The following is a 14,223-nucleotide window of genomic DNA, read 5'->3' as shown; positions in this document are numbered from 1 at the left end:
ATGCAGGGAGTGAAGGGTATGCAGGGTGAGAAAGACAAGTTTATTTGGAATAAGATTCGCGAATGATAGCTTCGACTACTCCTCCCGAATCATCACGTTTAAGCCCACGAATTACGAAACCGCCACTAGTTTTCACTTTCTCCAGTTTTCCCCTTCCTAAACGGATAATCTCTGGGCTAAACTCCTTGTTAGTACGCATTTTAGACAAGGTTTTGTAGCAATAACTGCAATAATCTCCAAAGAGTTGATTTATTTCGTCTTTGTTGCTCCCAATAGGAATTTGATTATTGCGATCGTAGACATAGTTATTATTCAACCAGTCAGCAACAGAATTTGTTTGTAGTAAAAACTCCAATTCATTCTCAGCTATCATTCCACTTTCATCAACCTTGTCAATTAAAGTCTGAATAATTTCCTCTTCTGGAATACTAAGTAGATAATTAGTAAAACCAGAGATCTGTGCAGAAAGACTTGCTGAAAAATCTGGGTCAACTTTTGGAACTAGACGGTTGAACTTAAAAATAATCATACGTCGATCTAATCCTGAATCACTCGCATTAAAGACAAGGTGATTAGCAGTGATCATTAGCATTCCTGTATAAGTTGCTGTGAAAGGCATCTCATATTTATGCTCGATATTAATCTCATCTCCGCCAGTGATATTTTTCAGTATTTCTATGTTCCCTCGATAGTCATCAGCATCGTTGATACATACTAATCGTTTGCCATAAATGTTCCCGGCTTGGAATTGATGGTTGTTCAGAGATGAAAGAGTAACACTATCGGTAATCCATTCCTGGGATTGATGCCACTACACCACCAACCAGCAGTGTGCTTATATTTTTTCCAGCCTAAATGCTGTGCTATTTCCTCATTATCTTCGAGTGTTTTAACATTGAGGCGGGTAATTTGTTCCGAAACTCCACTCCCCTTCACCCACTCTTCTAAATGCCTAGCACATATATAGGATGAAGTTGCTTCGGATGAAGAGGACATAGATAAATTAGGAACAAGGTTGTTCCTAAAATCTTCATTATTTGGTATACTCATAGTTTAGAAAAAGAAAAAATCTATAATTACCAGAGTCATAAGTAGAGCAATAATTGCTGACTAATGGCTTTTTTTGTGCAAACAGAACAGGTAGTAAATATCTACTTGAGTAGCAAGTATTTTTACTTCCTTATTGAGGATCTTGAGAAGAATTTCTTAGTTGCTTATCCGAATCAAATGATCATCTGTTTTCCTCGGAGCAGCACAATTATTGTAGATCTAAATCATTTCCCCTGAGAACGATTGCGTCTTCTTTTTGGTTGGTTAGAAGGTAAGTCAGCCAAATAATTTTCAATGGCTCTCAAGTGGGCTTCAGGATTACTAATGTGGTTCTGCACCCAATCCAACACAAGGATTATGTTATATCTCACAACTCTTGAATTTAGAGTGATCCAATGAATATCTCTCTGCAATTTTCCTTGAAGTCTATATTTCTTCAAAGTGTTACTTGATAAACCAGTTACTTCAGACATTACCTGCTTAGTAACAAACTGATAATCTTGAGGTTTGGAATTGCCCATACAAGAATAATTATTGTCTCTATACTAGGTGAATAATTATGCTCACAATGGCAATTAACGTTGCAATTTGGAGCTTTTTGTACACTAACTCAGCTTATACGGGGTCAATGATGAATGGATTTTTTGGCTAATATTGTAAACAAGTGTAAAGTAGTTCAGTATTTAGGCAGCGACAGACTCTATTAGCTAGGTCAGTGGAGTTTTCAAGCAGTTGAGCTAAATTACCCCGTTCTTCTCCCTGACAAAATTTCGATATAAATTTATCTAGCTAAGAAGGCAAGTTTAGGAATTCACCCTCTAAACCTCGTCCATGTTGAACCCTAGAGTTTTTAATTATTTTGTTGTGTTATGGCAACGTAAAGCCTTCTTCTAACAAAGACGCTGGGCGTAGCTTGCTTCCCCGTAGGAGTACGTCATAGCTTCGTTTAGCGCTCTTAGCGTTCCCGCAGGGTAGTAAGCGATCGCAAAACTTTGGTAAAAAACTACAGTTCTCAAGTTAGATGAGGTTTAGAACCAGACAAGGTACAGATCGACAATGGAATAAATTGGGTGTAAATTGGGTGTAATAAATGTTTTATTACTCGAAACACTTGCAGATACTAAATAGTCCTCGGACTGAAAATCCTCGTGTCACCAGTTCAAGTCTGGTTCCTGGCATACTCCTCGAAACCCCTTGAAATCAACGATTTCAAGGGGTTTTTGGTTTCTACTTCCTGAAAATATAGAGGACAATCGTTCTAGTCTTTATGCCATTTTTGGACGTTTTTGGATACCTTTAGATACAAAAGTGGTGTAAATAGTGTATTCCGAGGAACAGGGCGTTAATCCTTTTACCAAGGAAGAGAGAGATTTAATTATTCGTACTTTCGCTAGCGATCGCTACTATAGCCATTATATTTTTGATTTCAAGCAGAATTAAGTTGTGTGCGATCGCACTAACGAGAAATGCCAGAGTATTAATGCGATCGCTCTTTTATCTTCAACCCCCAATTTCTGAGCAAAGTTAATCAAATCATTGAACTTTAGATACAAAAGTGGTGTAAAAGAGCTATAGCAGAGGAGGAAGAATACAATTATGGTCTTCGCTGTGTAAAAATGAATAATTTAATTTCTGGAAGTCCCTAAGTAAAATTTTCAAGGCTTTTCCCTGCGTCAACGAAAAAGTTTACGGCTCATTTAGGCTCGTTATAGGTATTTGAATGATAAACTCAGTCCCTTTTCCTAGAGAGGAATTGCATTCCAGTAACCCAGCGTGTTTATCTACTACAATTTGCCGAGCGATCGCCAATCCTAATCCTGTGCCTTTACCTACAGCTTTCGTAGTAAATAAATGCTCGAATATCTGCTGTTTTACTTCTGCACTCATCCCCAGAGCATTATCAGCAATAGAAATTTTTACTTGCTTACCTTGTAATGAAGTTTTAATGGTAATTTGGTTAGTATTTGCTTGAATTTCTGCCAAACTCCGCCCATTATTTGCTTCTTCTAGAGCATCAATGGCATTGGCTAAAATATTCATAAATACCTGATTTAATTGTCCAGGGAAGCATTCAACCTGTGGTAAATTACCATAATCAGTAACCACCTCAATAGCTGGACGTTGTTCGTTAGCTTTGAGACGATGTTTCAGAATTAAAATGGTGCTATCGATACCTTCATGGATATTAAAAGGTACTTTGTAATCTTTATCTGCTCGTGAAAAAGTGCGAAGACTAGTGCTGATATTTTTCAGGCGATCGCAAGCCATAACCATTGCATCCATTATCTTCGGTAAGTCTTCTTGGATGTAATCTAGGTCAATTTCTGCGGCGTGATCAATAATTTCTTCAGTTGGATTAGGTAGAGTTGCTTGATACAATTTTAGGTGTTCGTTAATATCAGCAATTGTGGGTTTAGCTTGTTTCAGGCTGGCAGAAATAAAACCGAGAGGATTGTTCATTTCATGTGCTACACCTGCTACTAAATTTCCCAAAGCTGACATTTTTTCACTTTGGACAATTTGTAATTGGACTTGTTGTAAATCTTCTAGTGCTTGTTGAACTTTTTGATAAAGTCGAGCATTTTCTAAAGCGATGGCTGCTTGGGAGGAAAGTAGATTAATTACTTGCAAGCGTTCTTGGGTAAATACCCCGCTTGTGAGTTGATTTTCTAGATAGAGAATACCTACTAAATTTCCTTGGTTAATAATTGGTGTGCATAATATACTTTTTGGTTGATGTGTAAGTATATATTCGCTAATTAACCCAGATATCTCTGTTTGACAGTTATCTATAACTATTGTTTGCTGAGTATTGGTAACGTAATTAATAATTTTTCGTGGTACATCTTGATAAGTATCTAGTAACTGTTGTTCGAGCAATGTTTGGATTTGGGTTTGAGAATTAATAGAGGTAATTGCTCGGATTTGCCAAGTATTTTCTTGGGGAAGAATTAAGACAGCTTTTTTGGCACCGGAGTTTTCTAAGATAATTTTGGAGAGGCTGGTGAGGAGTTGATCTAATTCGATACTGCTAGAAATAGTTTGAGCCGCTTTGAGTACGCTGGTAAAATCTAGAATTTCAGAAATATTGCTGGTACTAGCCGTGGAACTATGAGCAGATGAAGATGTTTGAGGAAAGGCTATAGTCGAAATTGTTTCCCAGGGATTGAGGTTGATTCGTCGTTGTTGCAGGATGGGTTTGAGGAGTTGAGGATAGCGTTTTTCTAGGTCGTTGGTTTTAACTTTAGCGCCCCAACGGGAATAGCAATAGTATGCTTGTTGCATATATCCTGCGGCGACTGTTTCTTTTTCCCAGTCAAGGTAAAATTTAGCAGCAAGTTCGTTGGCTAAGGCTTCTTCTTGAGTGTAACCGTTAGTTTTGGCAAGAGAAATAGCTCGATCATACCAATCTCCAGCTTCATATTTTCTTTCTAAAACTCGATATTTTTCTGCATTTACTAGGCTGAATTTATGTAAATAATTCATCGGAGCATGATTAGACCAAACTTCTATTTTTTCCTGATTAGTTTGGACTTTTTCTAGAATTGCTTGTTGTTCAGAAACTGGAACTCTAGAATACAAAGCTAATCGTACTAAAGAATCGTAAAAATAAAACAGAGGCACAACAACTAGCCCAGTAACTCCTCCTAGAGACTGTTCTGCTATTTCAGCATTTTTTAATGCCTGGTCATAATCATAAAATAAATAACTGATAAATAGTTTATTAACAAACAGGTGATTAATTGTATACAAGTCATTGGCTTTTTGATGTGTAATTAACATCGTTTCTTCATCATATGCTGTGCCAATTAGCTTATATAGATTTTCAGACTTACCCTGAAGATTTAACACAGTTTGATAATAAATTGAACTCCAATAGAAAGCGACTTGCTGCTTGATTTTTTTTAAAGAATCAACATAAATACTAAATTCTTTCTCTAAAATTTCTAGTTCCTTTCCTAACCAAAAAGAATGAACTGGATAAATATAAGCACAATAACCAGCATATTCGAGGTCACCTGTTTCTAATCCTGTAGAATAACCTTCGATTGCAGGTGCTAATGTGTCCTTAATATGCTGTTGCCAATGGGCTATGTGTGCATTAACAACAGTCAAGATCTTCGCTTTTAGTTCTGAGGAATTAAATTTGGATAATATGCCCAAAGCTAATTTACCAAATTCACAGCCAGCGTTAATATCACTGAAGGCTCCACAAAGCAGCAATCCATACAAACTATAACCATAGGCAGAAACGGGTGTATTGCCGTATTTAATCGATAACTGAACCATTGCAAAGGTGATTAAGGGAACCATTACCGGATCACTTTGAAAAGCCGCAGGAAGGACTCGCATTAAAATTTTCATTGCTGCGATGTTTTCGGGTTTTGTCATTATCGGTAAATGAACTAATTCCGTGATGGCTTTACCCTGTAAATTGTCAATAACTTGCTGTAAACCTTGTTGAATATCTAAGGGTGTTGGTTGTTCGGGAAATTCAATGCCTAATTGTTGCAGAATAGAGCGGGCAATTTGGATTCCTTCTATTTGTTTGCTTTGCATAATGCAAGCAGTAATCTGAATTTCGTAGATAGAAACTTTATCTAGTAATGTTTTGGCATTTTGCAGAATAATTGCTGTAAAGTGTTGCATATTCTCAAAATCGCCACTTAAGTAAGCAGATTCAGCAACTAATGTATGCAATTCTAATGTTAATTGATATTGCTTTTCCCAGCTATTTTCATCAAGTAATTCTAACCCAATCAAAGAATATTCCACAGCCGCAGTATAAGCAGTTGCAGCTTTCGCTTTTGTTCCAGCAATCAGATTTAATTGCGCTAATTGATTTAGTTCTCGGCGTTCATAAATGAATACCCTACCAATATTTAACTGGTTGACAATATCAAAAATCTTTTCTCCTTGTTTGGCTGCGGGAATACTTTGTAAAAGCAATCGCCCGATTTGTAAATGTGTCTTTTGTCTGTTTGCTTCCAGAATCAGAGAATAAGCTGCTTGTTGGATGCGATCATGCAAAAATTTATACTTAGCTGTGTGGCGATACGCCAAAGGCGTTAAGCTGTGCTGATCGCTAATTGTCAGTTGAGTTTGTTCTTCAGTATCTTGATAAAACTTATAAACCGCACTTTGGGGCAAAATAAAATCTGACTGTAAGGCTTTCCATAAAGACGCAGCCGTTTCTACCACCGATAATTGGCAAACAATCGCCAATGTATTTAAATCAAAAGAGTTGCCAATACAAGCAGCAAGCTTTAATACTTGTTGAGTCAATTCTGGTAATTTTTGTAATTGAAATACCATAAACTCAACAACATCTGAAGTGAGTGTTTGCTGGTTGATTTGAGCAATATCACATTCCCAGCAGCCCTCTTGCCAATTAAAAATAATTAATCCATCTTCATGTAATGACTTGAGAAACTGTGTAGCAAAAAAAGGATTACCTTGAGTTTTGCGATAAATCAATTGCGAAAGAGGTAATGCCAAATTTTCTGCACACTTTAATGTTTCAACTACGAGTTGATTCAAGTGTAATTGACTCAGAGGTTGCAGGGTGAGTGTATTTACAATTGCCCCCGCGTTGCTAATGCCATCTAAAGTCATAATCAACGGATGTGCTGGCGAGACTTCATTATCTCGATAGGCACCAATTAAGAGTAAATATCCTTGATTTGTTTCTGATATTAATAATTGAATTAACTTCAGTGAAGCCAAATCAGCCCATTGTAAATCATCCAAAAATATTACTAAAGGATGTTCTTTGCTGGTAAATAGTTGTAGAAAATTCTGGAATAATAAATTAAATCTATTTTGAGCCGCAGTCCCAGATAATTCTATTGCAGGTGGTTGTTGACCAATAATTCTTTCTAATTCAGGAATAACATCAATAATTACTTGTCCATCGTTCCCTAATGCCTGAATAATTTTACTTTTCCATTGTTGGATTTGAGTATCAGTTTCAGCGAGTAATTGCCCCATCAAATCCCGAAATGCTTGCACAAATGCTGAAAAAGGAATATTTCGATTAAACTGGTCAAATTTGCCTTTAATAAAATATCCCCGTTGTTTAACAATGGGTTTATGAACTTCGTTAACTACGACAGTTTTACCAATACCAGAAAACCCAGCAACTAACATGAGTTCGCTATCACCTTGAGAAACCCTGGCAAATGCTGCTAATAGTTGCTCAACTTCCTTTTCTCTACCATATAATTTTTCAGGGATGAGGAAGCGATCGCAAATATCCCGCTTACCAATTTCAAAATCACCAATCTCCCCGGTTTCTGTGATTTGTTCTAAACATTTTTCTAAATCATGCTTTAATCCTAAGGCGCTTTGATAACGGTCTTCCGCATTTTTCGCCATCAGTTTCATCACAATATCTGACAGCACTGGTGGAATCTCTTCCCTGTTTCCTAATACTGCAGGCATTTTAGCAATATGACTATGTACCAACTCCATCAAGTCTGCTGATTGAAATGGTAATTGACCAGTTAATAATTCGTAAAAAGTTACGCCTAACGAATAAAAATCAGTACGATAGTCAATTACCCGATTCATTCTCCCCGTTTGTTCGGGTGATAGATAGAATATTGTTCCTTCCAAAACTTGAGGATTTTTTAGGGATTCGGTTTCTCTTGGGAGTAAGGAAGCAATACTAAAATCTATTAATTTAACTTGCTTTGTTTCGGGATTAATTAAAATATTGGCAGGTTTAATATCTTTATGAATAATTTTATGATGATAGAGAAAATCTAAGGTATCGCACAGAGATACAGCAATTGCTAAAAATTCCAGTAGAGACTTGATATGTAAAGCCTGCTGAGTAAAATAATCCTTGAGGGAAATTCCCCCAAAGTCTTCCATCACCAATATATAACCATTTTGGTAAGGTTCTAAGCTATAGGTTTGGATGATTCCTCGGAAGTCAAGATTTTTAGCAATAGTATATTGATTACGAAACTGTATCAGCTCACTAAAGCTAGGATAAGGATTTTTCAGCAGTTTGATGACTACTCTTAAGGAATCTTGTTCTCGGATTGCTCGATATACCAAAGTTTTGGAACCATCATAAATGATTTCTTTTACTTGATATCCGGGAATACTAACTAGAGTGCTAACCATACTCATTGTATATTTGCGAGTTTCGCATTTAGTATTCCCAAATATGCAACAGTATTTAGCATTGCTGTAAAAACACTGACATCTATATTTAGATGGGCAATTCCAAGTAGAACAATTGGTAATGACTTACGTAGGGTAGCAAAATTAAATGAAAAAAAACAAATATCAGAGATTGATGAGTTTTCCAGGTATGACAACCTTAATAGCAGTGATTGCTACTGTACTTGTACTACTGGGGGGGACATTTCAATTTGCTTCTGCGTCGCAACCTAATGCTCAATTAGATATTGAAAAATTGACGGTTTGCTACGCTTTGGGAACAGATGCAATTGGGAGAGGAGATCTCCAAGGAGGAAAGAATATTTATCCGGACTGCTTTACACCGAATGCAACGATTACAGCAGTTTTCCCTAATGGAGACAGCCAGACATATATCGGCACCAATGCTTGGGCGGATTTTGTTTATAGTGTATTCCAAGGGAATGGCTATGTAGCTACCCAGCATTTGATAGGTACAATCAACATTAACGTTAATGGTAATAATGCAACGATGACTTCCTATCTCCATGCAACTCACAAACGTTCTGATACTAGCATTGATGTTGCTAATGGTACTTATGAAGATGAGGTTATCCAACAAAATGGGCGTTGGAAAATTAGCCGTCGCACACTAAAATTAATCACCTTCTTGAACCTTTCTTCACCTCCTAGTGCTCAACGTGTAATGATGCCTTCAAACTAGGTTAATTTTTAGGAAACTCCAAAAAATCAATTATTCTGCTTCAAGTTGTTGACTGTTGAATGTCGGCAATAATAATGGAATATTTTTTGAATTGGAATTACCTGATTGTCATAATGGTAATAGTGATGGTAAATCATTTACTTATTGCCATTACTGACTAACAAGTTAATCAATTTTAAATTTTGTCGTGCTTCTGCTCATTAATTGCAAAGCATGAAATGTTGTAACTTCGGTGACCAATATTTCAATGTTAGTAACGAAAACACCAAGATTTTGCATCTTCAGGAACAACCAATCCTATCTCTCATTCTCAAGAAAAGCGATCGCAGCCTGAAAAAGTCATGTAATTTACAATACTACATGATTGCTCAATTAACCCTGCAAAAATCCCAGAAATTCAGTAAATTGATTCAATCAAGACTCAAGTTCCTGGTAAATTCCGTAAATGCTCATCTAAATGCGTCCTATCTGCCAAAGAACGCAACAGCGGCCCGTGAGAGCTAAATTCTACAACACTCACAGAAGCAACCGGGCAACCAATACGATACCGGAAGCGTCCCACATCAATACCCAATAAGCTGCACAAGATAATTCTGATGGTTGCTTTGTGAGAAACGACTAAAACATTACCGCTTTGATAAAGGTGTTTGATTTCCTCAATTACCTGGATAGCACGATGAGCTATAGTAATTGCCATTTCTCCGCCAGTTGGCGCGTACCATGCGGGATCGGCTGACCAACGCAGATAATCATCGTGATATTCTTGGCTAATCACTTCCGGCGGTTTTCCTTCCCACTTACCATAATTAATTTCCTTTAAACCATCCCGTAGTTCTGGTTGGATATCTAACAATTCACACAAAGGCGCTGCTGTCAACACAGTCCGCCGCATCGGACTAGAAAACACTGCTCTCCAAGGTGTAGAACTATATGCAGCAGCAAAAGCTTTAGCCATTGCCAAACCTTCGGGCGTTAATTCAGAGTCTAGCGAACCGCAAAAAGCATTATTTCGGCTGCATTCTGTTTGTCCGTGACGGAGAAAATAAAGAGTTAAGCTCAAAATATTGTTCCTTTTTTGGCGTTTGGCGTTTGGTTTTAGGTGTTCGGTGTTTCTTATTTCCCCCTTGCTCCCAGCTCCCTGCCCCCCTGCCTTTTCTTCTCACCCCGTCGCCTGAGGAATCTGCTTTTGAATCCGAGTATTTAACTCAGCCATCAAATTGTCGCCACTGCGTCGCGCTTCCCAAGGGCCAAAGAAACGACGACCAATATTCCATTGTCCCTGGATATAATCTTCATTTTCCGAGAGAGTGCCAATGTATTGAATTGGTGCAGGAGAGGTGATTAAATACCGCTTAGTAAAGCTAATACTACGCCCATTAACCTCACCACGGATTTGGGCTTCTCCTAAATAATTGTCATCTAAAATTGAGCCACTGAGAGCATTGCCACTTTGAACAAAGACTGCTTCAAAGCGGCTAGGCACTCCTTGTTGCCAGTACGTTCCTAGCCAAGTACCATTCAGGTCAGCCATGAGATTTTTCCAGTACTTATATTCCATTTAAGGGTATTCTCATGTCAGAGAACGTAAATATTACAACTTTGAAAGACTAGGGTAGCGATCGCTAAGTTAACTCTATCAATGAATGGGGACTGGGTAATGGGTAATGGGTAATGGGTAATGGGTAATGGGTAATGGGTAATGGGGACTGGGTAATGGGTAATGGGTAATGGGTAATGGGTAATTGATAGTTGTTATTTCTCCCCCTGCTCTCCTTCGGATTCGCCAGTCGCTCATGGGGGAAACTCCCAAGACCGCGCTGGCTCACCTGCTCCCTGCCCCCCTGCCTCCTAGTGCGATCGCTAAAATAAATAGGATACAATGCCGCGATCGCATTTGCTTTTTATGACAACTCACACAATTTCTACGCCAGCAGTTGAGCCGTATCTGGATGGCAATTTTGCACCAGTGCGTCAAGAAATTACCACGGATAGCTTGCAAGTTATTGGTCAATTACCGCCAGAGTTAGCGGGGATGTTTGTCCGCAATGGCCCTAATCCCCAATGGCCGCCTATTGGTAAATACCATTGGTTTGATGGTGATGGAATGTTACATGGTGTGCACATTAGCGAGGGTAAAGCCACTTATCGCAATCGCTATGTGCAAACTAGGGGATGGAAAATTGAAAACGAAGCGGGAAAGGCTATTTGGTCTGGGTTTATGGAACCACCCCAGATGGATAATCCCTATGGCCCATATAAAAATACTGGTAATACTGCTTTAATTTGGCACGCGGGAAAGTTTTTGGCACTGAATGAAGGTAGTGTACCTCACAGCATTACGCTACCTGAGTTAGACACTATTGGCGAGTATACCTATAACGGTAAGCTGGTTTCTGCCTTTACAGCTCATCCCAAGGTAGATCCAGTTACAGGCGAGATGATGTTTTTTGGCTACTCCCCTGCTCCGCCATATCTGCAATACAGTAGAGTTTCTGCCACAGGGGAGTTGTTAACAACAGTACCCATTGAAATACCTGTGCCAGTGATGATGCATGATTTTGCCATCACGGAAAACTATACGATTTTCATGGATTTACCGCTAACATTGAGCGCTGAACGATTATATCGTGGGGAACCGATGCTGATGTTTGAGAGCGATCGCCCTAGTCGTTTTGGCATTGTTCCACGTTCCGGCAACAATAGTAATATCCGCTGGTTTGAAAGTTCTCCTTGCTACGTCTTCCATACCCTCAATGCTTATGAAGAAGGTGACGAAGTAGTACTGATAGGTTGTCGTATGAGTTCTACTACTGTCTTAGTGGATACAGATAGCCAAGCAGACCCAGATGGCAATATTCCCCGCTTGCATCAATGGCGGTTTAACCTCAAAACCGGAACAGTGCGCGAACAACAATTAGATGATGTGGCGGCGGAATTTCCCCGCGTCAACGAAAACTTATTAGGGCGACAAACCCGCTATGGCTACACTGGTAAGTTAGCGAATACTCCCTTACCTCTATTTGAAGGCGTAATTAAATACGACTTCAGCAATGGCAAATCTCAAACCTATGAATTTGGCAAGGGACGCTATGGTGGTGAAGCTGTATTTGCGCCACGTCCGGGAGCAACTACTGAGGATGATGGCTGGCTAATTACTTTCGTTTACGATGAAAGCTCAGAAACTTCTGAATTAATTGTAGTGAATGCTCAAGATATTACAGCTGAACCTGTAGCGCGGGTCATCATCCCTCAACGTGTACCTTATGGATTTCATGGTACTTGGATTTCTGAGGAACAACTAGCAGGTAATTACTAATTCGTAATTTGTAATTCGTAATTTTTGTGCTTCTGAGGAAAATACAGCAGATTCAAACTAGGTGATGTAGAGACTATTGAAAAGGCACAACGTTGTTGTGCCTTTAAATTTTTAAATTAATCTTCATTAAATATCTAACTATATTTCTTTCGAGATATACATCATTGTAATTAATAATATTTTGAAGAAAGAATGCGACAGATGGGTAGGGGCACGGCACCAGTCACTGGTGTCAACTTAACGTGAAACCCGCTTGTTTGCCAGGTTTCGCCCTCACCCCCAGCCCCTCTCCCTCAGGGAGAGGGGAGCAAGAGATTCAATTCCCCTTCTCCCTCAGGGAGAAGGGGTTAGGGGATGAGGGCGCGAGAGATTTGCACAACACTCGCCGTATATAGCTTTTAGCTTAAGTTGACACCAATGGGCACCAGTAAGATATTTGATATGCCAAAAGATTGTGGATGCCGTGCCCTTACAAAGAATTTATCTGTCGTAAACATTATTTAAATTGATATAATTTCGATACGCAAATATTATTTATCTTGAATTACAAATTACGAATTACTATGAGGTTCCTGATTGCTTTTCTTTAATTCTTCCTGGCGTAAATCCTCAATCATTTGTTGACTGTGTTGAAGATAAGCAACAAACAATAAAATCGAAAATGCCATGACAGCAAGACCTAAAAAACCGCCAGCAAAGGTATCATAAAGACCATGTAATACTGCTGCGATCGCAATGCCAATGGCAATAATCGCACCTTGGCGCGAAGGGTTAATTGCCGCTAATCCTAAGAAATAACCAGTAATTCCTGCCCAGATAGCGTGAAATAAGGGAAGACAGACAAATCTAATCGTATTAGTTAAAACATAAGCGCTAATATCTATCTCACCTTGCACTAAACCAAAGGCATAAACTGCAGAGTAAACAACACCTTCAGAAATTGCAAATCCCAGTCCCGACATTGTGCCATAAAATGCTAATGTGAGTGGATCGTTCAATTTACCAGAACGTAAAAATAAGATGTAAATTGGTAGTGCTTTACAAACTTCTTCTAAAATACCTACACCTAAAATAAAGCCAATTAATCGGGGAATTAATCCCCAATCTGTCGCAGCATAGAGAAAGCTAAATAAAGGAAATTTTTGAATAAATAGTAAAAGTGGTATACCTACAAAAACTGTAAAAGCAATGCATTTTAATATCTCTTGCCAAGAAAAATGTCTTGGTTTGATTAAGTTTTGCAGCACAACTCCCCAAATGGAAGCGTAGTAGACACCCAACACCCAAGCAGTTTTTTCTAGTCCTACGTGTAAACCCGTGCGGTTGAAAATAAAGCTGACAGCTAAGGGAAATAAGCCAAAAAATAGCAGGAGTTTTACACTTGTGTGACCATACAAAGCTGGGCTGAGTGCTTCGCGATATGGAACAACCGCAGCAAAGCGAAAAGTCCGCAGTGTTTGCAAAAACTCTACGGTATCGATGTGCTGGTGCAGAAAATCTGTGCTGAAGCGAGGTGAATTAATGCTAGGTTTCGATGGTATTTGATTATTAGTAATTGGCGATCGCACCACAGTACTATCTGTTTTATTAGTTGTTGCTGTTGGCTGCAAAGCAAATTCTTGAGTCCAAGCGGGAATTTCACTACCTGCGGCGCGTCCATAAATTCTGACTGTTTTGGCAAAATCTGCATTTAACGCCTGTAACTCGCGCTGAATTAAAGTTACTGAAACTGGTTGATTGGGAATCCTGTGAGATTGCAGTAATATTTGCAAACAGCTATCCGCGAGGTTAATTTTAGCAGTGACTCCTTGTGTTTGCAGTGCGCGGTTGATTAAGGTTGCGATCGCCTCTAAATTTCCCAGGCGCGCCATTTCTCTAGGATCTGACTGTTCCATATTGTTTCAGTAATATATTATTTATGCAGTCATAAAACATACATAATTTTTATACCGCCAGCATAGCCTAAAATTTTTCATGC

8 protein-coding genes are annotated in these 14,223 nt (G+C 38.8%); 2 read left to right on the top strand and 6 right to left on the bottom strand.

Features of this window, described 5'->3' with window-relative positions:
• Positions 1-40: 40 nt before the first annotated feature.
• The 3 genes from AACU25_RS25565 to AACU25_RS25555 all read right to left on the bottom strand — a co-directional run bounded on the left by AACU25_RS25565 (position 41) and on the right by AACU25_RS25555 (position 8,187).
• Positions 41-733 (bottom strand): DUF5906 domain-containing protein, encoded by a 693-nt coding sequence (locus AACU25_RS25565; RefSeq protein ID WP_321206777.1) that lies wholly within the window; start codon positions 731-733, stop codon positions 41-43.
• Positions 734-759: 26 nt separating this feature from the next.
• Positions 760-996, bottom strand: a complete 237-nt coding sequence (locus tag AACU25_RS25560; protein WP_096580471.1) for a hypothetical protein — start codon at positions 994-996, stop codon at positions 760-762.
• Between the two features lie 1,740 nt (positions 997-2,736).
• Positions 2,737-8,187, bottom strand: coding sequence for an AAA family ATPase (locus AACU25_RS25555; RefSeq protein WP_096584052.1), 5,451 nt, complete (start codon positions 8,185-8,187; stop codon positions 2,737-2,739).
• Positions 8,188-8,335: 148 nt separating this feature from the next.
• Here AACU25_RS25555 and AACU25_RS25550 point away from each other — a divergent pair, with 148 nt between their 5' ends.
• On the top strand, positions 8,336-8,929 hold the full coding sequence (locus AACU25_RS25550; protein WP_096580467.1) for a nuclear transport factor 2 family protein: 594 nt from the start codon (positions 8,336-8,338) through the stop codon (positions 8,927-8,929).
• A 421-nt stretch (positions 8,930-9,350) separates the two neighbouring features.
• On the opposite strand, the gene AACU25_RS25545 is transcribed toward AACU25_RS25550, so the two are convergent.
• Both AACU25_RS25545 and AACU25_RS25540 read right to left on the bottom strand, forming a co-directional pair.
• Positions 9,351-9,989: a histidine phosphatase family protein gene (locus AACU25_RS25545; protein WP_045871203.1), complete on the bottom strand. Its 639-nt coding sequence runs from the start codon at positions 9,987-9,989 to the stop codon at positions 9,351-9,353.
• A 99-nt stretch (positions 9,990-10,088) separates the two neighbouring features.
• Complete coding sequence (locus tag AACU25_RS25540) at positions 10,089-10,460, bottom strand: hypothetical protein (RefSeq protein WP_096580465.1); 372 nt, start codon at positions 10,458-10,460, stop codon at positions 10,089-10,091.
• A 372-nt stretch (positions 10,461-10,832) separates the two neighbouring features.
• Here AACU25_RS25540 and AACU25_RS25535 point away from each other — a divergent pair, with 372 nt between their 5' ends.
• The gene (locus AACU25_RS25535) at positions 10,833-12,245 is read left to right on the top strand and encodes a carotenoid oxygenase family protein (protein WP_199347390.1); all 1,413 of its coding nucleotides are present in this window, start codon (positions 10,833-10,835) and stop codon (positions 12,243-12,245) included.
• Between the two features lie 551 nt (positions 12,246-12,796).
• Here AACU25_RS25535 and AACU25_RS25530 read toward each other — a convergent pair.
• Positions 12,797-14,140: a PrsW family intramembrane metalloprotease gene (locus tag AACU25_RS25530; protein WP_321206769.1), complete on the bottom strand. Its 1,344-nt coding sequence runs from the start codon at positions 14,138-14,140 to the stop codon at positions 12,797-12,799.
• Positions 14,141-14,223 lie beyond the last annotated feature (83 nt).

This window comes from Tolypothrix tenuis PCC 7101, from assembly GCF_963874875.1.
GTDB lineage: Bacteria > Cyanobacteriota > Cyanobacteriia > Cyanobacteriales > Nostocaceae > Aulosira > Aulosira tenue.
The sequence above is the reverse complement of the archived record's forward strand: the minus strand, read 5'-3'. Positions and strand labels throughout refer to the sequence as shown.

Coding starts and splice junctions, on each gene's coding strand:
- AACU25_RS25530 (WP_321206769.1), bottom strand. CDS start 14,140: ATGGAACAGTCAGATCCTAGAGAAATGGCGCGCCTGGGAAATTTAGAG.
- AACU25_RS25535 (WP_199347390.1), top strand. CDS start 10,833: ATGACAACTCACACAATTTCTACGCCAGCAGTTGAGCCGTATCTGGAT.
- AACU25_RS25540 (WP_096580465.1), bottom strand. CDS start 10,460: ATGGCTGACCTGAATGGTACTTGGCTAGGAACGTACTGGCAACAAGGA.
- AACU25_RS25555 (WP_096584052.1), bottom strand. CDS start 8,187: ATGGTTAGCACTCTAGTTAGTATTCCCGGATATCAAGTAAAAGAAATC.
- AACU25_RS25560 (WP_096580471.1), bottom strand. CDS start 996: ATGTCCTCTTCATCCGAAGCAACTTCATCCTATATATGTGCTAGGCAT.
- AACU25_RS25550 (WP_096580467.1), top strand. CDS start 8,336: ATGAAAAAAAACAAATATCAGAGATTGATGAGTTTTCCAGGTATGACA.